The following is a 20,849-nucleotide window of genomic DNA, read 5'->3' as shown; positions in this document are numbered from 1 at the left end:
TCTGATTTAAACTAACGGCCATGGGCCGATCTAATCGATCAACACCCAGGCTTAACCCATAACAAAGTTTGAAATATCTGAGTAACTTAACCAGACTTTATTATAAAAAAGATACAGGCTATAAAAGAAGGATAGATAAAACATGGTTCAAAAAGATTTTGACAACATACTCACCCAAGAATTTTTAGATGAGCTGTTGCCGCCTGAAAGAACTGATCAGTTTTTTGATGCGCTGTATGGTGATGCCTCAGAAGGCGCCTATGACATCAGGCTGGAGCCTATCAGTATTTCCGGCAGCCGGATTGTCCTTGCCTTTAATCTGCTGCGCCGGCCGGACAAATGCCTGGTGTGCAGCCTGACATACGGGCTGCCCAATGTGTTTAGCCGGCACCCCCTGATCAATATCAAAGGAATGGTTGAAAAAATCAAAGAAGCAGGAATTCCGGCGAAAAAATGGCGCTTAGGGGATACCGAGGAAAATTCTCCTTCCCTTCATGTTATCCCCTTGTACATTGACCTGGACTGATAACCGACACTGCAGGCAAAACCGCTGAACCCAAAACAAAAAGACCTTTTGCCGCATAATCATGCGACAAAAGGTCTTTTTGTTCAAAACATTCAAGCTTTGGGAAGCTTGGGAAAGGACTTGTTCAGGGTTTTATTCCACACATCCAGTTTGGGTTGAATCTTCTTGAACACAGAACCCACATTGCCTTTGATGGTGATGCTTTCAATAGTATCTCCCTGGGTAATACTGTTGACTACATCCTGATCTGCTTCGCTGACAACTGCCCCGAATACCGTATGCATACCGTCGAGATGGGGTGTGGGGACGTGAGTAATAAAAAACTGGCTGCCGTTGGTCCCGGGACCGGCATTGGCCATTGACAGGATGCCGGGCTTGTCATGTTTGAGATCTTTTTTGAATTCATCTTCAAATTCATAGCCCGGGCCGCCCATACCATTGCCGTAAGGACATCCACCCTGGATCATGAAATCTGAAATCACACGGTGAAAGGTTAAACCGTTATAATATTGGCGTTTGGCAAGGTTTACAAAATTGCCCACGGTATAGGGGGTCTTGTCTGCAAAAAGCGTAATGTTAATCGTGCCTTTTGAAGTTTCCATAATCGCTGTTAAATCTGCCATGTTTTTCTCCTAAAAATTAAAAAATTTCTTTGAAGTTAATATAAAATCGCCGAATGTCAAACATAAAAAACCGATGTTTTACATAAAATATTCCTGAATGAAGGCAACGGCGCAGAGCGTCGTTTTGTTACCCGTATCCTATCTAAAGGTCAAACCGGCGTCATGGACCGGGGGTATCAATCTCATAAAGAATTTGATCTCCTCCAGGAAGAGAGCAAACATTTTGTCTGCCGTATTAAAGTAAGAACCACCAGAAAAATAGTCACCGAACAGTTCAATGAAAAGGTTTCACTGATTTGTTATGGCTTAAAAAAGCCCTGAAACACTCTCTCCTGTATGGATGTGCTTGATGGCCCGGGCAAAAAGAGATGCCACTGACAAGGATTTAAGCTGGGGAAACTGTTTTTCTACAGGAACATGTACCGTGTTGGTGACCACAATCTCAGATATGAAAGTTTGATTTAATTTTTCCACTGCGTGGCCGCAAAGCACCGGATGGGTTGCACCAACATAAACCTTAGCCGCTCCTGCGCGGCTCAAGGTCTCAACGGTGCTCACCAGGGTTCCCCCTGTGGATATTTCATCGTCAAAAATAATGGCATCCAGACCCTTTACATTACCCACAACCAGCCCCTGCTGAACATCTGAATCGCTGAGCCGACGTTTGTCAATGATGGCAAGGGAGGTGTCCAGACGTTTGGCAAACCGTCCGGCTCTTTTAGCACCGCCGGCATCTGTGGCCACCACCACCACCTTTGACAGATCCAGGAACGCTGCAAAATAATCACAGATTGTGGGTATGGCTGTTAAATGATCCACGGGAATGCTGAAAAATCCATGCACGGCATCGGCGTGCAGATCCATAGTCAGTACCCGGTCTGCCCCGGCAGTTTTCAAAAGATCGGCAACCAGGCGGGCAGCAATGGATATTCTTGGCGCATCCTTCTTATCGGACCGGGCATATGAATAATAAGGGATGACAGCTGTAATCCGTTTAGCAGATGCGCTACGCAGGGCATCCAGGGTAATCATCAATTCCATGAGATGATCACTGACAGGTGTGCTCAAAGACTGGACAACAAATACATCTTTTTCCCTGACACTTTCCTTAATCTGAACAAACAAATTGTCATTTGAAAACCGGGATGTTTCCATCGGACTTAAATGAATTCCGATATTCCCACAAATTTCCGTTGCCAGATCCGGATTGGATCCACCGGAAAATATTTTTAAATCATCTGTCATTTTAACTTTCCTGAAGGGGTTCCAGTTCGCGCTTTTAAATACCAGTTTACCAGTCAAGAAACAAGAGATTGGAAAGAAGAAACAAAGCATATCGTTTTTATTACAAGATGTAATATATTAAAGATTATTTAAATAAAGATAATAACAATAATAATCAAGGCCTAAATGTTTACAATTGATTTAATAGCTTAATATTATTGATTGTTTTTGTATCTTTTGTGTTTAAAGTTTTGAATAAAATGTTTTTAAAAATAGAAGGTATTAAAAGCCTGTTTTTTAAGGGTCCATAAAACAGGCTTTTTAAACAATTTGTTGTCAGGATTGAATCCAATCCCTGATACCCTTTAAATCAGACGCATTCCAGTCATCTGAAATTCTTTTTTCGATAAATTTTAAAAAAAGGGTGTCAATAACTTTGATAACCTTCATGATTAAAAAGGTTTTTTCAATAATCAAACCTTCTATTTCATCTTCTGATGAGGAGATGTCAATGGTTGGGGTTTTCAAACCGGTGATATTGAAACTTTCACCTTTGATTGAAAATTTATATTCTTCTTCACCCATCCTGCAGATCAGGTTCATATCTGTTACCCATGCCCCTTTTTTAAGGGCTGTGCCCCCTTCTTCAAGACCGGCCTGATCACCTTTAATGGTAATTTTTTCTTTTGATTTATCGCCAAGATTATTTTCAAGACTGATGGAATTTCCAATCTCAAAAATTACCGGATCTTTTGAACTTGCAAGGGTTGTAATATCCTGATCCGTTTCAATGAGGTACCAGATCCATGTCAAAAATTCGTTGCCTAAAAATCCATATTTATTGTAAGCCGTTGCTATATCTAACATCATGCACCTTTCGTATTTAAGGGCGATAGAGCCAGCACCCTGTCTTTTTTATCGTTTGAAAATCTGCCCAGCTTTTCCACTATTGTATAGGGAAATATTTTAATGGGTTTATGGTCAAAGGATTTGAAAAACAAGGTTTCAAATAATTCATTGGCCGCCTTTTGGGTGGAAAATAAGATTAAGTTTTTATCTTCATAATCCCATAACACATCATAGATATTTGGAATAAAGGGTGTTTTATGCATCAAAATATCGATGACCATCTCCTTTATTTCAGTTTTTTCATTTTTTGAAATAAAGGGTCTGCCGCTTTCTTTCTTTTTTTTCTCCATTTCAATGGCCATATGTTTTTGAACCAGTTTAGCCGGGATTGATTTTTTATCAATTCGCAGAGAAAAGGCAAAATAGGTGCCGAATATAAAAGAAGTTGATTGAAAGTCTGGTTTATAGGGGGTTTCAAGGGGAGACCATCCGGCTGATATTTCATCGTATTCGTTTTCAATTTCAGGGATGGCGTTTTCAATCAATCCCCGGCGGACACCTTCTGCAGCACCGTCAGTAAATTCACCGTCAATATAATAACGGCTGATGGAATGGGTGGAAGATATCAATCCCATATATACTCCTTCTTTCATGTTAAACGGCTGTTAAACGCTTGTTTAAGTCTCTTACAGCCGTGTTTAATGTATAAAAAATTTTTGACAAATTGTTATGATTATCAGATACAGATGAATCAAGAAAGCTCATCTTATATTTTTTCCAGAGTCAAAGCATCACCTTGAATCTATCCGAAAAATAATTTTTGGTCCATTTCGTTCTAAAAATCAGTGCATTATATCCAATCTGGAATACAGGCAACCGGCTTGATACTTTGAGTTGTCTCTTAAGTCAACCGCATTGACTACTACGGTGCAGGTGCGACACTCTGAATTGCTGAATTTTAAGAATACATTTGACATTTTTTATTTTTTCAGTATTATACAAAGAATGCATGGTTTGCATATGTTCCTTCCTTAAGGTGTATATCTCAATATCTCTGTGATTGCCCCCCAAAGTTAGAAGCAAATTTTTATTTTTTTTATTTAGGAGACTGCCAACATGGCAAAAGGTACCGTAAAGTGGTTCAGCGAGACTAAAGGTTTTGGTTTTATCGAAGTAGAAGATGGTGGAAAAGATGTCTTTGTTCATCATTCAGGCATTAATGCACAAGGTTTTAAGACCCTGAACGAAGGCGATCGGGTCACATTTGACATTGAGCAGGGCCCCAAAGGGCCGTCTGCTGCAAATGTCATCGTGCAATAGATGACCATTTTTGTGCAATAGCTGACCATTTTTATTTATAACAGTCCTGGGCCAACCCGATTTTTGTTCCGGGCCACCCAGTGACGAATCCGGAAGGGTTTTGAACCATTCCGGACGCTTTCATCTGAACAGTTATTAAAGCCCCTGAGAATTCTGTTCTCAGGGGCTTTTTTTGTTGACAGTCATGGCCTACAGTGGCAGCAGGCACCTTGTGCTGTCTCAACCGTTGTGTATGATAAATTATGTAAATGCCAGTAAAGGCACTTTTCCTGTTTGAATTTTCTTCTCTCAGGCACTCCTCGCTGACCGCGTTGTCTGACAAACATCGTACGTTAACGTTGACGTTTTTACTGATAGTTAACCGTGAAAACAGTATGAACAGGGCGTGGACATTATTGTGGCATGCCCGGGGACGGCTGCTGGATCTTATGAATGAAAAGGCCCTGAGCCTTAGGGGAATTGATACCCTTGTTCTGGACGAAGCAGATCAGATGTTTGATATGGGATTTCTGCCTGATATCAGGCGAATTATCCGGTCTTTGCCCAAAAAATCGCCAGAACCTGGTCTTCTCTGCGACCATGCCAAAGATGATTAGCAATCTGGTCCAGGATATTTTAAACCATCCCATCACGATTCAGGTCAACCAAACCGGTCCTGCACCCCGCATCGCCCATGGCCGGTTTAATGTCCAAAAATAAAAGCGAACAGACCTGCTCAAAACGCTGTTTGCAAAAAACGGCATGGCCAGCACCATTGTGTTTACACGAACCAAACATAAGGCCAAAAGCCTTGCGGACCAATTAAAGTAAAGAAATCCGGATTCAACTATGATCTGCCGGATACGGTTGAAACCTATATCCACAGAACCGGAAGGACCGGAAGGGCTAATCAAGCCGGCCAGGCATAGACCTTTACAACCATGCAAGATAATAAAACCATTACCTTAATCGAAAAAGCCCTGGGCAGAAAAATGACAGAGGAATAGTTACTTCCGGCTTAAATAGCCATAACAGCAGGACCAACCAAAAGGAGAGGCATGGCAGTCCGAAATCAATTTTCCCGGGAAAAAAGACAAAAAGAGTTGAATAAAAAAAAGAAAAAAGAAGAAAAGCTCAAACGAAAAGCTGAAAAAAAGAACCCGACAGACACCGAAACCGATTCTGAACAGAATCAACAGGAACTGCAGGAATAGAAAGGTCTCATGTCCACTATACGCGTCCGTTATACAACCATTGAAATCGGAGCAATGGATATTCATATCCGGACGCTTAGAGATACACTGCAGTTTGAGGATATCAACGGTGAGGCCGAAAGACTTGGGATATCTTCGGCGACCTGGCCGATATTCGGCGTGGTCTGGCCTTCCAGCTGCTTGCTTGCCCGCCTGATGCTTGATCATTATGTGAACGGAAAACGGGTGCTTGAAGTGGGCTGCGGCATTGGGCTGGCCAGTCTGATTCTGAATCAGCGATTGGCAGATATTACGGCCACAGACTACCATCCTGAAACGGAAGGATTCCTGATTCACAATGTAAAACTCAATGACGGGAAAAAAATACCCTTTGTTCGCACCGGATGGGCGGATCTGGATGATGATCTTGGTCATTTTGATCTGATCATCGGTTCGGATCTTCTTTATGAAATTAAACATGTCGATCTTTTGTCAACTTTTATAAACCGCCATGCCCGTGACCATTGTGATGTAATCATTGTGGACCCCAGGCGGGGCTATCATGCAAAATTCAGCAAAAAAATGGCTGGGCTGGGTTATGCCTGTTCACAGGAAAAAATTAATCAGACAGACAGTATGGGAAAAAGCGTCATCTGTCAGGTGCTGACTTTCTCCCGCCAGGATATAATTTAAAAACAAAAGGATCCGTGAATGAAAATTTATGTGGGAAATCTAACGGAATATATGACAGAAGAGGCGCTTAAAGAGGCCTTTGAAGCATTTGGTGAAGTTGAAAGCGTTAAAATTATAAAAAACAGGTTTAACGAACGTTCCAAAGGATTTGGTTTTGTTGAGATGCCAAGCAATTCTGAAGCGGACAAGGCCATTAAGGCCTTGAACGGCAACATAGTTGATAAAAAGCCCATCAAAGTGAATCATGCCGATTCCGGTGGTAAAAAGAAGAAAAAGCCTTTCAGGAGAAGAAGCTATTAGAAGGCGGCTCAAAATCCGAGAAAAATAAGGATTTTAAATCCAGTATTTTCCCTGGTATGAATCCCGGGCTTCAAGGGTATACTGAATCATGTTGAATGTCTCTCTGTACCGGGCTGACCACAATGGGGCCACAAGTTCGTCAGAATGGGGGTCCCCTGTGATCCGCTGGATAATCACGGACGTGGGCAGCCGTTCCAGAAAATCGCAGACCAGGTCCACATATTCCTGTTGTTCTAAGGGCGTATAACGCCCCTGACCATACATCTTATCCAAAGCGGTGCCGCGGACCACATAAAGCAGGTGAATTTTGACGCCATTAACCCCCATGCTTCCTAAAATACGGGCATTTTCAAGCATCATGGCCCGGGTCTCTCCGGGTAGACCCAGAATAATATGGGCACAGACATTAAGCTTTTTTCTATGCGCAACCAGGTCCATGGCTGTTTCAAAGGCCTTGAAATCATGACCGCGGTTAATCAGGGCAAGGGTGGTGTCATGGGCAGACTGAAGCCCGTATTCCAGCCAGATAAGATAATCATTTGTGTAGGCGTCAAGCAGATCAATTTTGGCTTTATCCACACAGTCAGGTCTTGTGCCCACAGCCATACCCACCACCCCCTCACAGGACAGGGCTTCGTCATATAAGGCGTTAAGATGATCCACCGGGGCATAGGTATTGGTAAAAGACTGGAAATAGGCAAGAAATTTTCGAGCCTTATATTTTTTTATGGCCCCGATCTTCCCGGCTTCAATCTGCTGGGAAATGGAAAGCCCCCTGGCAAAGGCACCTGTACCCGACCCTTTGGCATTACAGTAAATACACCCTGACCTGGACAGGGTTCCGTCCCGGTTGGGACAAGTCAGCCCGGCATCCACGGAAATTTTCTGCACCCGCTCACCAAACAGGTTGCGAAGATAAGCATTATAATCGGAGTACCGTTTCATTCGATCAGCATCTGCCAACTTCTTCCTCCATGTCATCTGTTCTGATTTATCCGTTCACCCTTTAAGGCATCCCCCAAAGGGATCGGCAACAAAATCACGGCTTATGGAAACCACTCCCCCCTACAGACCGTCAGATCGGCGACCCCGAACTCCCGAACACTTTATCCTGGACTTTGAAATCTGGCTGACAGAACAGGAAAAATCAAAGGCCAAGGGCTTTTCGGCAGTGTAGCAATTCTCCGGGATCACCGGTGTGCTTGCCCGGATCATCCGACAACTTAACCGTGGGTCTGCCTTCCATGCCGGGTTCAGGCTCTGCCCAGGACAATTTGATCACAATATTCAAAGGATCAACCCCCACGTCATTGGTCAGATTGGTGCCGATACCATAGGAGTCCTTTACCTTTCCCCGGCAGAACCTATGAATTTTCATTGCCCGTTCCACATCCAGGCCGTCTGAAAATACAATGGCCTTGGAAGCCGGATCAATACCCTTTTCTCTGTAATGGCTGAGGATATCCCGGGTAAAAATTTCAGGGTCTCCGGAATCGTGGCGGACACCGGAAAACCGGCCGGCCCGGTCTCTATTAAAGGCATTTAAAAAAACCTTCGTGGTAAAGGTGTCGGTCAGCGCAATGCCCAGCACATCAGGATAGACCTTAAGCCAGGCATCCATGGCCGCGGCATTGGCCGCGGCATAATCGGTTAAGGCCGCATGAAACATAATCCATTCATGGGCCAGGGTCCCCATCGGGGCAAGTCCGTAATTTCTGGCAAAATGCACATTGGAGGTGCCGGCCATGCGGTGGTGGTCCAGCGCCAGAACATCCTCAAGAAAATGGGCGTGGTTGGCAACGGAAAATCGCCGCCGGGTACCGAATTCCACAAAAGTCAGGCCGGCATTGGACATCATTTTCGCCTTGGTCTGGTTGCGGTCCCGGATGGCCTGCCTGGACAAAATTTCAGGGTTGGCAACCTTGAAAAAGGTTTCGGAAATGATGGCCATCAGCGGCACTTCCCACAAAATGGTCCGACACCATGGCCCTGAAATCTTGACCGAAAGCGTATGCCCGTGCTGGCAAATTTCCACCTGGTCAGGGTCATAACGGTATGAGGCCAGATAATCCAGGTACGCTTTTGTAAAATAGGGGCAGGCCTTTTCCAGCCACACCCTTTCATCAAGGGTCAAGCGTAAACCTGCCATCTGCGCCACCCGGTCTTTAATCAAGCCGTCAAATCCTGGAGGAAAAGGGGTACGCCCCCGGTTCGTCAGTTTATACCGGACCCGGGCCTTGGGATAGAGCTGATACACGGCCTGCTGCATGGTGAATTTATACAGATCATTGTCAAGTATGGTCTCAATCATGGGCCTGTAATATTTCTAAAAAATTTTTGTATATGACAGCTAAAAGAATTATCTTATGGCATAATTTTCAAAAAGGACAGAGACTTTATGCAGATAAATACAAAACAGGACCATACAGCAGTGGTTGTTGTGGATATCCAGGCAGATTTCACCCAGGCCATGCAGGGGAGCCTGGCCGTTGGGGGTGCTGACCAGGCATACCTTGATGCGACAGAAACCGAAACCCGGCGGCTCAAGTCACTGGGTTACCCGATCTATGCCACCCAGGACTGGCACCCGGCAAACCACATTTCCTTTTTTTCCAACCACGATAACACCACCCCCTATGATCTCATTGAAATTGAGGGACGCCAACAGGTATTATGGCCCCCCCATTGTGTGCAGGAGAGCCCAGGTGCCCGGATTTTGATGGATGAATCCCTGTTTACGGCCATTGTAAAAAAAGGCATGGATCCGGCCTTTGACTCCTATTCCGGTTTTTTTGATGACCGCAAAAAAGAGACCGGCCTGGCGGATATCCTTAAAGGTTCAGGGATAAAAAAGCTCATCATTTACGGACTGGCAACCGATTATTGCGTCAAGGCCACGGTCATGGATGCTATAATGCTCGGGTTTGAGGTGACACTGATCAAAGACCTGTGCCGGGGCGTTGCCCCGGAAAGCACGGCTGCAGGGTTGGAAGAGATGAAAGCGGCCGGTGTCGATATTTGCTGAAAACAAATTAAGGGGCTTTAGCGGGTTCGGAAAAATTAATGCTACAGCGTTTTCTTAAAAAAAACAATATTTTTCAGTGTGTGCAAAAACATAACCGGACATTACGGATAACAAATAGGATTATATGGGGGAAATAGCAGAAACTGCCGCTGCCACCTGATCCTTGGGCAGGGCAAACTCCCTGATAAATACAGGAAGGCAATTCCATATTTTTTTGGGTTGTCTGATACTTCTGTCACTGTCAATGGCAAGAACCCCGGTCTGTTTTCCGGCGTTAAAAGGATCCGGCCTGGATGTCAACGGGGTTTGGTTTCTGTCTGTAAAAGGAAGAACAAGGGGACCCTCGTTTTCAAGAACATAGGCCATATGTCCGCTTTTAAGAAAAACAATGCTGCCCGGCGGATAGAGCCCGACGGTTTTAACAAAAGCATGGAGAATAAACTGCAAGATGGGGTCTTTGTGCACATAACTGCGGAACAGGCCGGTGACGGCAGTAACCTGGTTAACGGCATCCTGGTAGCTGCGTTTGGAAATCATGGCGTCATAGATGTCCATCAGTTTGCATATTTTGACATAGGGCGGCATCATCCCGCAATCAAGTCCCACAGGATAACATCCAGGCTCTCCCTCATATATCGGCCCATGATGATACCGGATCATGTTGCTGAGCACAGTACTGCCCAGATGGTTTTTTTCAATTACCGTAAATCCGAAATCGTTGGTGTGCCTGCGCAGCAGTTCGGTTTCATCTTTGCTCAAGGCGGATGTCTTGTTTAAAATCTCTTCCGGTACCATGGACTTTCCCAGATCATAGATGAACAGCCCAAAGGACATCTCTTCTATCTCCTCGGGGTAGTAATAGGAAAACATTCCGGAAGATCCATTGCCGGCAAGCGCTGATGATGATGACCAAAGCGATTTTTCCACTACGCTGGAGAAAGCCCTGTTAAATTGACGCAATACTTGGGAGCCCAAGGCGCAGACATTGGTGGCATGGCTGTAAAAATAGTCATCATAGAAAAACCAATCCCTTGGCGCGTATGCAAAGGGGTGGTGTTTGTGTTCGGCAAATGATGCAAGTTCAGATGCCTGCTCTGATACGGCATTCACATCAAACTCACCCTTTGTCTGCCGGATCTGGTTCACAGCATTTTTTATCCTGGCCTGGGCTTTAACACTGATGGATTCGCCAAACCTGCGCAGTTCCAGAATCTCCTTGAGCCGTTCAGTTACGTTTTGAGTTTTGACGGGTTCCGGATCGGGAAAAGAATCTGGCAAGGGGTCGGAAATGGCGGTGGATCCCATCTCTATTTTATTACCGGATGCGTCAAACACGCCCCCGTTGCTTGCCACCGGAACCTGCCGAAGGCCATTGTTCCGAAGTATTTTCAGGGGCTTTGTCTTATCCACCATCACATCTTTGGCCAGAAGCAGGGTGCCGTTGCCGTTATATACATCCACACCGGTTTTAACCCGGCCACCCTGGCGGACAATGTCAATGAGCTTATCTATGGAAATTTTTGATTCAATCATGATTCAAGGGCGTTAAGCTTTCCCACGGCCTTTGACAAATCTATGAACTCCTGAACATTCAGGGTTTCAGCGCGCCGTGAGGCGTCAATGCCGGCGTTTTTAAGGGCAATACCGACGAGTTCTTTTGTCAAGCCCATTTCTCCGCCGGACATGGCATTGTGAAGGGTTTTTCTTCGTTTGGAAAACGCTGCCTTGATTACGCTGAACAGCAGGATCTCGTCGGCTTCGCCCATGCCTTTGGTTTCAAAAAAATCAAAGCGCAGGACCGTGGAGTTCACTTCCGGCCTTGGAAAAAAATTATTGGGCCCGATATCTGCAACCCGACTGATTTTTGATGCATACTGAACCACCGCAGAGAGCCTTGAATAGTCTTTGGTGCCGGCTGATGAAAGAAGACGTTGGGCAAGCTCCTTTTGAAACATCAGAAATGCGCGTGTCACAACCTGGCGAATTGTAACGAGTTTAAAAAGGATCTGGGATGAAATATTGTATGGCAGATTCCCTATTACAACAAGTTTTTCTGTTCCTGCAATTTCCCTGATATCTGTTTTTAATATATCCTGATTTATAATCGTAACATTGCAGATTCCTTCACCGGCCAGCTCCTCTTCAAGCAGAGGAATTATACGGCGGTCTTTTTCAACGGCCACAACCTGCTTGCAGGACCTTGCCAATGGCAGGGTGATTGCCCCTAAACCCGGACCTATTTCAAGCACGGTAGTTTCTTTATCAACGCCGGTTTTTTCTACAATCATCTGGGCCGTAGTCGGGTGTGACAAAAAGTTCTGGCCCAACTCCTTTCCCGCATATAACCCGCTTTTCTTTAATAACTCTCCAGGATGTGTCATACTCGTTTTGCTCTCCGTTTCTTGGCTGTTTATCTCCAGAACGCCATATGTCACATATTTTTCGCCTTGGAAAAAGAATAAAAGATTGACAGTAGCGGTTTTCCTTTGAAATTTTAAGGTACCTACCAGTAAATCACAGTTTTTTATTAAATTCCATAAAATTTAACGCCCACAGGCAGATACTTTTTTTACTTATTTAGATATGGCCTACTTGACATTAGTAGAGTTAAGAAGTAATTTCTAAAATATCATATTAAAAAAGCGGCTTGAAGCACAAGCCGGCCCCTTGAAAATTACTATAACTAATTAACAATTAAGCGCGGGACAGAATATAGAATTTACCGGTATTTATTTTAAGGTACGGTAAAACCTTAAGTTTCAAGAAGGATTGACCTATGGAACCTACAGAATTCAGTAACAATTGGGAGAACTTTATTAAAATGCTTCTCCATCGCTTGGACATTCCAACTAAGGAGGATATTGCTAATCTTCACAAAAGGCTTGATAAGCTAGAACAATTAATTTATCAGAATCATCCGTTGAGCAGGCAGAAAAACAAAAGCCGGACGCCAACAAAAAAAAGTGCATCTTCCATTGTTCTGAGTATCATCGGCAACCATCCGGAAGGCACTAATTTTAAAACCATTAAGGCGGCCACGGGTTTTGACGATAAAAAATTGAGAAATATTATTTTCAGACTGGATAGAATAAAAAAGATCGAACGGCTCAGCCGGGGAATTTATAAAAAAATTTAATTTTCTTAAATTTTTTTATATTGAACCTGGGATTACTCCAAGTGGTAACCTTAGCAAAAACATGCGAAACAAGGCCCATGCCCAGAAGATGGTTAAGGGAAACCTTTTACAGGAAAATATATGAATAAGATTGCATTTACACCCGGGCAGGCCATAAGCGGCTACACAATTAAACAGGTATCGCCCCTGCCCGAAATTAACGCCCATCTCATCGAACTGCTCCACGAGAAGACAAAAGCTGTCCACATCCACATTGCCAATGAGGATAAGGAAAATACCTTTGGGGTATTTTTCAGAACCGTTCCCACGGATTCCACAGGGGTTGCTCATATTCTTGAGCATACCGTGCTGTGCGGGTCCGAAAAATATAAGGTCCGGGATCCTTTCTTTTCCATGCTCAAACGAAGCCTGTCCACCTTTATGAATGCATTTACCGCGTCGGACTGGACCATGTATCCATTTTCTACCCAGAATAAAAAAGACTATTTTAACCTGATGGATGTTTATCTGGATGCGGCGTTTTTTCCCGATCTTGATCATTTAAGTTTTAAGCAGGAAGGCCATCGGCTTGAACTGGAACCAGGGGAAAACGGGGAACCTGAACTGGTGTATAAAGGGGTGGTCTACAATGAAATGAAAGGCGCCATGTCCTCACCTGCTCAGGTCATGTCCCGGGCCTTGCTTAAAGGGCTTTACCCGGATACCACCTATGCCAATAATTCAGGCGGCGAACCCGCAGATATACCAAAACTCACCCACGACGAACTTAAGTCGTTTCATGCAAGGTATTATCATCCGTCCAACAGCTATTTTTATACGTATGGGGATTTGCCTCTGGAAGAGAGCTTAAGCTTTATTGAAAAAAAGGTGCTCTCCGGATTTGATTTTCTTGATATGGATACCCGAGTGCCTTCTCAGCCCCGGTGGCACACCCCTAAAGTCATGACCCAGACATATGCCTATTCAGATACCAATAATATCGCCGCCAAATACCAGGGATGTGTGGCCTGGTTGACACCTGATATCGCGGATCATTTTGAAGTGCTGATTATGGCGGTGCTTGAACAGATTCTCCTTGGAAATTCGGCATCCCCCTTGAGAAAGGCACTCATTGACAGCGCCTTGGGTTCTGCCCTGTGCGATGGTACTGGGTTTGATTCAGATAACCGGGACACCATGTTTGTCTGCGGGTTGAAGGATATTGAAGTATCTGCAGTCCCCGAAGTGGAGAAGATTGTTTTTAGCAGCCTTGAAACCCTTGTCGGCAAAGGAATTGATCAACATTTAATAGATTCTGCCATCCATCAGATCGAATTTTCACGCAAGGAGATCACCAATACACCATACCCCTATGGCATAAAATTGCTTTTGGGCATTGCCTCAATCATGGTTCATGAAGGTGATCCCGTAACCGGTATTAATATTGACAGTGATTTGGTAAAACTGCAGGAAGAGTTGGCCAAAGGTCCCTTCCTGGAAGGCCGAATTCGCCGGTATTTTCTGGATAATCCCCACAGACTGCTGTTTACCCTTGCTCCGGATGAAGGGCTTGAAGCCCGCCAGGCCGAAGATATACGCCAGGAACTTCAGGAGAAATTAAAATCACTGGGTGAAGCGGAACTGGCGCAGATCAACAAGGATGCTGAGGCCCTGAAAGAACGCCAGGAAACAGAAGAAAACATGGATCTTCTGCCCACCTTAGCGCTTGAAGACGTGCCGCCTGAGATTGAAATCATTCACCCCGATACGATCAGAGGTATCACCTGCGCCACCGCTTTTGACAAGCCTACTTCGGGCATCCTCTATTTCACCTGTCCGGTAGGTGCCGGAAACATTGCGCCGAATCTTTTTCCTATGGTGCCGTTTTTTGCCCGGGCTTTTACGAATGCAGGCACAAAAAAATCTTCCTATGTGCAGATGGCTGAGCGTATGGATCTTTATACCGGCGGCATTTCCATGTCCCCCTTTTCAGGCACCCATTTTGACCATGAAGGTAAAGGTCACTCCTTTCTGGCGTTGCAGGGAAAAGCCCTGGACCGGAATATTGACCATCTTTTTGATATGATGGATGAATATATCAATGATGGTGGATTTAAAGACCACGTCCGGCTTAAAAGCCTTATTCTGCAATATCAGGCAGCTCTTGAAGCCTCCATCGTTGGATCCGGACACAGGTATGCGATAACCTTGTCCGCCCGACACCTGTCAACGGCGGCCAGTATTAATGAATTGTGGCATGGCATTGCCCAGTACACCCGGATCAAGGATCTTACCGCCAAAGTCGATAATGCGAAAACAGGCGCCCCGGCCCTGGCTGAACTGGAAAAAGACCTTTCTGCCATGGCTTGTGCCGTCATGAGAAAAGATAATTTTAAACCTGCGGTCATCGGGTCTGCTTCGTCCATGATCCAGGCCGATAAACGCATTAAAAAAATTTATGACAACCTGCCCAACGGCAGCAGCCAGGCTTTTCATACACCGGATATAGAAACACAGACCCTGCGGCCCTACGACGGTTGGATGACCAATACAGCGGTCTCCTTTGTGGGTCAGTCCTTTAAAGCGGTTCGCATCTCTCATGAAGACGCCCCGGCCCTGTCCGTTATTGCAAAACTTTTGCGTTCCCTGTTTCTGCACCGGGAAATCAGGGAAAAAGGCGGGGCATACGGGGGATTTGCCCTGTACAACATGGAAGAGGGTTTTTTTTCATTTGGCTCCTATCGTGATCCCCATATCAAACGGACCCTGGATGTTTATGCAGATGCCTGTGATTTCATCACCCAGGGGCAATTCACTCAGACAGATGTGAAAGAGGCCATACTTCAAGTCTGCTCGGACATTGACAAGCCTGAAACACCCGCTCCGTCTGCCATGAAAGCCTTTTATCGCCAGATAACCAAATTATCCGATGAGATTCGCAAGGGATTCAAGGATGCCCTGTTGGGTATGGACAAGCAAAAGGTCGTGGAAACGGCTATCCGGTATTTTTTCCGGGATGACGCGGACAAGGGTATTTCCGTGATTTCCTCAAAATCCCTGCTGGATCAAGCCAATCAGGAACTCCTGGCAGAAGGGCGTGCGCCGCTGACCCTTTATAAAATATAGGTATTTAATACTTGATCATGAAGCTTTGTTGTGGGCTTGCCTGGCAGTTGATATGTCAGGTCAGCCCATGGCTGTTATAAAAAAAGATCGGGCAATCGTTTTACATTTCAAAAAGTTTGGATAGTATTTCTTCCGCTTCTTCAGGAAGTCCTTCCCCGGCTTTGGCAATATCCAGGGTATGGGCGCCCAGTAGACGGTAAAGGGTTGAAAATTGAGGTGTTTTTTCGTCAATGTCAGCCAGGTGCCGGAACACTGTTTCATGATCCCCCCGGACCACAGGGCCTGTCAGGGCGCGGGTGCATCCCTTGGACCCGATATTGAAAAGGGTGCCCTGAATCAGGGGGGACAAGATTTCAAATGCCACATCTTCTTTAAGCCCTGTTTCCATTAAAAGGGTCAGGGCAAACCGCACCAGGGTCACAAGGTAGTTGGACGCCACCACAGCCGAGGCATGGTAAAGGGTTTTGGATTCCGTTGGGATGGCAAAGGCGCGAGCGCCAAGGGCTGAAGCAATATCCTTGCCCTGGGAAACGGCATCAGGGTCCCCTTCAACAGAGATATTGATTCCCTCAAATGGATTTGCCTGTCCCGGTTCATAAGGGGTAAAGGACTGCAGGGGATGAATGGAGCCCACAATGGCCCCGGCCTGTTTTGCCGGGGCAAGAATTTCTGAAGAATGGGCGCCTGACAGGTGAAAAACCAGGGTTTGTGGTCCCAGGGCCTTTTGTTGGACAAGATCGCCGCAGATAGTCTCTATGAGGCCGTCAGGGGTGGTGACAAAAACAATGTCCCCGGCCCGGGCACAGTCAGCAGCCGTATCAAACACGGTGCCGCACCCGGCTGCTGCCCTGGCGGCCTGGGCTGAAGTCCTGCTTCTGCTGAAAAATCCAGCCGGTTCATACTCTTTTTTAAATAGGAATGCGGCCAGGCAGATCCCCACCCGTCCACAACCGATCACGGAAAATTTACGTTTGGACGTATTCATATTTTTATTTATATTCATGCGCTTGGGACGGAAAACTGCCTTCCTGGACTTCTTTTATATATTCATTAAGCCCCTGGGCAGCCAGGGCTGCAATATCCACGTACTTTTTCACGAATTTGGGTATGAATCCGTCATTGATGCCCAGCATGTCATGGAATACCAGAATCTGGCCGTCGCAAGAGGGACCTGCACCAATGCCGATGGTGGGAATGGTCAGGGCCTGGGTAATTTTTTTGGCAATGGAAGAGGGAATGCCTTCCAGAACTACGGAAAAAGCCCCGGCTGCTTCAACCTCCCTGGCATCCTTAAGCAGACGCTCTTCATCCCGCTGCACCTTGAATCCCCCCATCTGATGTACGGACTGGGGGGTCAGCCCAATATGGGCCTGGACAGGTATCCCTGAATTTACCATGGCTGAAATGGCAGGACAGACAGCAGCACCGCCTTCAAGTTTTACAGCTGTGGCACCGGCTTCCTTTAAAAAACGCCCGGCATTTTCAACGGCCTTATCCAGGCTGCTCTGGTAAGACATGAAGGGCATGTCACCCACAACCATGGATCTTGTGCAGGCTCGGGTCACAAGTTTGGTATGATAAATCATTTCATCCATGGTCACGGGCAGGGTGGTGTCCCAACCCTGAACCGCCATGCCAACGGAATCGCCCACAAGAATGACGTCAATTCCGGCACGATCCAGCATGGCGGCAGAGGGATAGTCATAGGCGGTGAGGGCGGTAATTTTTTTGCCCTCCTGTTTCATCTTCATCAGGCTGGAAGTGGTAATTTTTTTGCTCATGAGTTTCTCCTGAGTTTTCGGTTTGTATATTAATTTTTTGTCGAATCAAGCCAATTTCTGTACCGGACCATTCCGGCCAGCGCCTTGACAGCACGTTCCGGCGAAGGGAAAAATACCCCTTTATAGTCCAGATCGTCATAAGGGTAAAGGGTGCGGCTCCGTTCATCGGTTAAAAGACTGACGCCGATGACTGGTTTGTTGTATTTATGTGTCATTTCAACAATATATCGAGTATAGTCCTCCTCTTCCTTGATATAGCCTGCCATAAATATGTCTGCTGTTTCTCTTGTTATGCCGGGATCTGTTTTCAGTACAGCTTTTGCCATGGCATTAAACAGGATGCGTCTGCCGTGGATGCCCAGGTGAATGACCGCATCACACCCATCCCATTTTAAAAGTTCCTCCAGGCAGATCATGGGTATTTCAGGGTCTCTTTCGCCGACAATATCCACTGGGTTGCAATGGCTCCAGAAAGACGGCAGGCGCTTGTTAAGCCGTTCAATAATTTCTCTGGACAGTTGTGGTACCCCAAGCCCGTATTCTGAGCAAAGATCTGTGGTGACCACACCCCATCCGCCCCCCAGGGTCATGATGGCCACACGTCCCCCCTTGGGCATGGGCAGGGATGAAAATACGGTAGACATATCCAAAAGTTCCATGGGTTGCTCCACCTGGATGATTCCGGCCTGGGTGCAGGCCGCATTAAACACCCCTGCATCCGAGGCCATGGCCCCGGTATGACTGGAGGCGGCCCTTTCCCCCACCTGGGTTCTTCCGCCCTTGAGTACCACCACGGGTTTGTTTTTTGACAGTTGGGCAGCAGATTCAAAAAATCGGCGCCCGTCTTTCACGCTTTCGATATACAGCACTACGGTGCGGGTGAGCTCATCAGGTTCAAGGGCCTGCATATAATCTTCAATTGTGATCATGGCTTCGTTGCCTGAGCCTACAAATACCCGGATGCCGATGCCCTGCTGCTCGGCAAAGGCCAGAAGCTGGGTGCCAAGATTGCCCGACTGGGAGACAAGCGCGGTGGAGCCGGGAAGAGGAAGGGCATTGGCCCCTGAAACGTAAAGAGATGCATGGGGATTGCACAGGCCCATGGTATTTGGGCCAATCACCAGAATGCCGGCCTTTCGGGCTGCGGCCATGATCTCATCCTCAAGTTGTCTGCCCTGGTCCCCGACTTCCCTGAATCCGCTGGTGATCAGCAGCATGCCTTTGACATGTTTTTTTTTGAGAACAGGAATCAGGTCCATTACCCGGCCGGCAGGTACGGTTAGCACGGCCAGATCCACATCGCCTTCTATGTCAGCAATGGTTTTGTATACATGCCGGCCCATAATCTTGCCGCCCTTGGGATTAATCAGGAAAAATTCGCCTTTGAATCCCCCGGCATAGGCATTTGTGGGCAGCAGATGACCCCATTTGCCGGGGCGTGCAGAAGCGCCCACAAAGGCAATGGTTTTGGGATAAAAGGTGCTGTATAATGCCTTGAAATCGATTTTTTGATGCACACAGGCGTCACAGCTTTCGGTTTTTTCAAGAATCATCAGCCCGTCAACTGCCACGGGTGACCCGTCCGGAGTGATAATTAAAGGATTGATATCAATTTCCCGGATGCCCGGACAGGCCATGGCCAGGTCAGACAGCCCTCTGAGTACAGATTTAAGTTCCGGGCGGTTTACAGCCGCCTCCCCCCTGAATGATCCCAGCAGGGCATTGGCTTTCAAGTTATCCAGCATGTCATCAAGGTCTGCCTCGGACAATGGGGCAAGCCGCAAAACTATGTCCTTCAAGCCTTCGGTGAGTACACCCCCCACCCCGAACATGATCACCGGGCCAAAATGGGGGTCTTTAAACATGCCTGCGGTAAATTCCCTTCGGCCCTGGAGCTGGGGCTGGACCAGGAAGGCTTCAAAACTTTCGCCGGCCCGGGATTTCATCCTTTGAGCTGCTTCCTTCAGATGCACCTCATTGGTGATGCCCACTTCCACCATTCCGGCTTCGGTTTTATGCAGGATCTGTTTTGCAATACCCTTGAGTACAACAGGGTACCCGACAGTTTGGGCAGCGCCATCGATATTTTCAATGGATTCCAGCCGTATTTCCGGCACCACGGCAATTCCCAGTTTTTTGAAAATATTTTTTGTCCGGTCCTCGTTGAGGCTTTCGATTCCGCTTTTGATGTAATTGCTGATGGTGGCCGCGATCTGTTTGAGTTGGCTCATGGTTTCACTCCGTTGAAAATGATGTCTGAAATACCGGCAGCAGTTTTTTTTATGTCCAGGGGTTTTCCGAAAATAACCTCCCCGAGACAGGCATGTTCAATGGCCCCTATAATAACTTTTCGTAAAAGATAGGGGTCCGTATGGGCAGCGATTTCCCCTGAGGCAATACCTTCGCGGATAATTTTAAGAATGGTTCGGGCATATACCGTCACCATTTCATAGGCGCCTGAATTGAAAAAAGCCTGGGAATTTCTGACTTCAAGCAGCAGAATTTTGGACAGCAGGCGGTTCTCCAAATACTCTTCAAGGCTGGCAAGAATAATAAGGTCGAGTTTTCCAATACTGGATGTGGCCTGGGTCATCCGGATTTTTATTTTTTCATGGAATTCCTGGAAATGGGCGTTAAGCACCTGGTAGAGCAGGTCTTTTTTATCTTTAAAATACTTGTAAATCAGTCCTTCGGTGACATCGGCATTTTTGGCAATCTGGGCCGTGGTAATGGAGTGGAAATCTTTTTCCTGCATCAGCCTGGAAAAGGATGCCATGATTTTTATCCGCCCGGGGGGATCTGGTTTTTCTTTACCGGTCATATAAAACAGCCTGTCTGATGTAAAAAAGTTACATGAGGGAAAGAAGGTAAGTGATACTTACTCACAAATATGTATTCTGTCAACATGAAATCAATTTAAAAAAATAATCTGCCATGGCGCTATCCTGATTCAGGGACCGGGCTGATAGCGTTTGAATATTTTCGACATATTTTCAACTGGTTTTGAATCGGTTTTCAACCGGTTTTCAACAATCAGACAGTTTTTTTGAACCGCTTCAAGATCATGATGTAAAGCATCTTTTTATTTGTTTTAA

The 20,849-nt window shown here is 46.2% G+C and carries 22 protein-coding genes; 10 read left to right on the top strand and 12 right to left on the bottom strand.

Features of this window, described 5'->3' with window-relative positions; translation table 11 throughout:
• Positions 1–142: 142 nt before the first annotated feature.
• Positions 143–526, top strand: a complete 384-nt coding sequence (locus DESPODRAFT_RS01665) for a hypothetical protein (protein ID WP_004070853.1) — start codon at positions 143–145, stop codon at positions 524–526.
• Positions 527–618: 92 nt separating this feature from the next.
• Here the strand turns inward: DESPODRAFT_RS01665 and DESPODRAFT_RS01660 are convergent, their stop codons facing one another.
• The 4 genes from DESPODRAFT_RS01660 to rdgC form a co-directional block, all read right to left on the bottom strand.
• Positions 619–1,149, bottom strand: a complete 531-nt coding sequence (locus DESPODRAFT_RS01660; RefSeq protein ID WP_004070851.1) for a peptidylprolyl isomerase — start codon at positions 1,147–1,149, stop codon at positions 619–621.
• 306 nt (positions 1,150–1,455) lie between these two features.
• Entirely contained in the window at positions 1,456–2,394 is a 939-nt protein-coding gene (locus DESPODRAFT_RS01655; protein ID WP_004070849.1) for a ribose-phosphate diphosphokinase, read from the bottom strand.
• A gap of 315 nt (positions 2,395–2,709) precedes the next feature.
• Positions 2,710–3,243 (bottom strand): hypothetical protein, encoded by a 534-nt coding sequence (locus DESPODRAFT_RS01650; protein WP_004070846.1) that lies wholly within the window; start codon positions 3,241–3,243, stop codon positions 2,710–2,712.
• On the bottom strand, positions 3,240–3,857 hold the full coding sequence (rdgC, locus tag DESPODRAFT_RS01645; protein ID WP_004070844.1) for a recombination-associated protein RdgC: 618 nt from the start codon (positions 3,855–3,857) through the stop codon (positions 3,240–3,242). The genes DESPODRAFT_RS01650 and rdgC overlap by 4 nt, the downstream gene beginning before the upstream one ends.
• 481 nt (positions 3,858–4,338) lie before the next feature.
• Here rdgC and DESPODRAFT_RS01640 point away from each other — a divergent pair, with 481 nt between their 5' ends.
• The 6 genes from DESPODRAFT_RS01640 to DESPODRAFT_RS01625 all read left to right on the top strand — a co-directional run bounded on the left by DESPODRAFT_RS01640 (position 4,339) and on the right by DESPODRAFT_RS01625 (position 6,707).
• Complete coding sequence (locus DESPODRAFT_RS01640; protein ID WP_004070842.1) at positions 4,339–4,542, top strand: cold-shock protein; 204 nt, start codon at positions 4,339–4,341, stop codon at positions 4,540–4,542.
• 248 nt (positions 4,543–4,790) lie between these two features.
• The gene (locus tag DESPODRAFT_RS20825; RefSeq protein WP_004070840.1) at positions 4,791–5,138 is read left to right on the top strand and encodes a DEAD/DEAH box helicase; all 348 of its coding nucleotides are present in this window, start codon (positions 4,791–4,793) and stop codon (positions 5,136–5,138) included.
• A 204-nt stretch (positions 5,139–5,342) separates the two neighbouring features.
• Complete coding sequence (locus DESPODRAFT_RS21660; protein ID WP_353740114.1) at positions 5,343–5,450, top strand: helicase-related protein; 108 nt, start codon at positions 5,343–5,345, stop codon at positions 5,448–5,450.
• A 129-nt stretch (positions 5,451–5,579) separates the two neighbouring features.
• Positions 5,580–5,735, top strand: coding sequence for a hypothetical protein (locus DESPODRAFT_RS20235; protein WP_004070838.1), 156 nt, complete (start codon positions 5,580–5,582; stop codon positions 5,733–5,735).
• A gap of 9 nt (positions 5,736–5,744) precedes the next feature.
• Positions 5,745–6,407 carry a class I SAM-dependent methyltransferase gene (locus DESPODRAFT_RS01630; protein ID WP_004070836.1) on the top strand — a complete coding sequence of 221 codons (663 nt, stop codon included), beginning with the start codon at positions 5,745–5,747 and terminating at the stop codon, positions 6,405–6,407.
• A gap of 18 nt (positions 6,408–6,425) precedes the next feature.
• Positions 6,426–6,707 (top strand): RNA recognition motif domain-containing protein, encoded by a 282-nt coding sequence (locus tag DESPODRAFT_RS01625; protein ID WP_004070834.1) that lies wholly within the window; start codon positions 6,426–6,428, stop codon positions 6,705–6,707.
• A 33-nt stretch (positions 6,708–6,740) separates the two neighbouring features.
• Here DESPODRAFT_RS01625 and mnmL read toward each other — a convergent pair whose 3' ends face one another.
• The gene (gene mnmL, locus DESPODRAFT_RS01620) at positions 6,741–7,670 is read right to left on the bottom strand and encodes a tRNA modification radical SAM protein MnmL/YtqA (protein ID WP_004070831.1); all 930 of its coding nucleotides are present in this window, start codon (positions 7,668–7,670) and stop codon (positions 6,741–6,743) included.
• 184 nt (positions 7,671–7,854) lie between these two features.
• Positions 7,855–9,018 (bottom strand): nicotinate phosphoribosyltransferase, encoded by a 1,164-nt coding sequence (gene pncB, locus DESPODRAFT_RS01615; protein ID WP_004070829.1) that lies wholly within the window; start codon positions 9,016–9,018, stop codon positions 7,855–7,857.
• 87 nt (positions 9,019–9,105) lie between these two features.
• Here pncB and pncA point away from each other — a divergent pair, with 87 nt between their 5' ends.
• Positions 9,106–9,732 carry a bifunctional nicotinamidase/pyrazinamidase gene (gene pncA / locus DESPODRAFT_RS01610; RefSeq protein WP_004070826.1) on the top strand — a complete coding sequence of 209 codons (627 nt, stop codon included), beginning with the start codon at positions 9,106–9,108 and terminating at the stop codon, positions 9,730–9,732.
• Between the two features lie 120 nt (positions 9,733–9,852).
• On the opposite strand, the gene DESPODRAFT_RS01605 is transcribed toward pncA, so the two are convergent.
• The gene (locus tag DESPODRAFT_RS01605; protein WP_004070824.1) at positions 9,853–11,265 is read right to left on the bottom strand and encodes an HD-GYP domain-containing protein; all 1,413 of its coding nucleotides are present in this window, start codon (positions 11,263–11,265) and stop codon (positions 9,853–9,855) included.
• Entirely contained in the window at positions 11,262–12,113 is an 852-nt protein-coding gene (gene rsmA / locus DESPODRAFT_RS01600) for a 16S rRNA (adenine(1518)-N(6)/adenine(1519)-N(6))-dimethyltransferase RsmA (protein WP_004070821.1), read from the bottom strand. The genes DESPODRAFT_RS01605 and rsmA overlap by 4 nt, the downstream gene beginning before the upstream one ends.
• Positions 12,114–12,508: 395 nt before the next feature.
• Here rsmA and DESPODRAFT_RS01595 point away from each other — a divergent pair, with 395 nt between their 5' ends.
• Entirely contained in the window at positions 12,509–12,868 is a 360-nt protein-coding gene (locus DESPODRAFT_RS01595; protein WP_004070818.1) for a hypothetical protein, read from the top strand.
• A 120-nt stretch (positions 12,869–12,988) separates the two neighbouring features.
• The gene (locus DESPODRAFT_RS01590; protein WP_004070816.1) at positions 12,989–15,973 is read left to right on the top strand and encodes an insulinase family protein; all 2,985 of its coding nucleotides are present in this window, start codon (positions 12,989–12,991) and stop codon (positions 15,971–15,973) included.
• A 100-nt stretch (positions 15,974–16,073) separates the two neighbouring features.
• Here DESPODRAFT_RS01590 and DESPODRAFT_RS01585 read toward each other — a convergent pair whose 3' ends face one another.
• Genes DESPODRAFT_RS01585 through DESPODRAFT_RS01570 form a run of 4 tightly spaced genes read right to left on the bottom strand, consistent with a single transcriptional unit; the run spans position 16,074 to position 20,575 of the window.
• On the bottom strand, positions 16,074–16,958 hold the full coding sequence (locus DESPODRAFT_RS01585; RefSeq protein ID WP_040016125.1) for a Rossmann-like and DUF2520 domain-containing protein: 885 nt from the start codon (positions 16,956–16,958) through the stop codon (positions 16,074–16,076).
• Between the two features lie 4 nt (positions 16,959–16,962).
• Positions 16,963–17,754, bottom strand: a complete 792-nt coding sequence (panB, locus tag DESPODRAFT_RS01580; RefSeq protein WP_004070812.1) for a 3-methyl-2-oxobutanoate hydroxymethyltransferase — start codon at positions 17,752–17,754, stop codon at positions 16,963–16,965.
• Positions 17,755–17,783: 29 nt separating this feature from the next.
• Positions 17,784–19,985 (bottom strand): acetate--CoA ligase family protein, encoded by a 2,202-nt coding sequence (locus DESPODRAFT_RS01575; protein WP_004070810.1) that lies wholly within the window; start codon positions 19,983–19,985, stop codon positions 17,784–17,786.
• Entirely contained in the window at positions 19,982–20,575 is a 594-nt protein-coding gene (locus DESPODRAFT_RS01570; protein ID WP_004070808.1) for a TetR/AcrR family transcriptional regulator, read from the bottom strand. The genes DESPODRAFT_RS01575 and DESPODRAFT_RS01570 overlap by 4 nt, the downstream gene beginning before the upstream one ends.
• Positions 20,576–20,849 lie beyond the last annotated feature (274 nt).

The organism is Desulfobacter postgatei 2ac9, from assembly GCF_000233695.2.
In the GTDB taxonomy this organism is placed as follows: Bacteria; Desulfobacterota; Desulfobacteria; order Desulfobacterales; family Desulfobacteraceae; genus Desulfobacter; species Desulfobacter postgatei.
The sequence above is the reverse complement of the archived record's forward strand: the minus strand, read 5'-3'. Positions and strand labels throughout refer to the sequence as shown.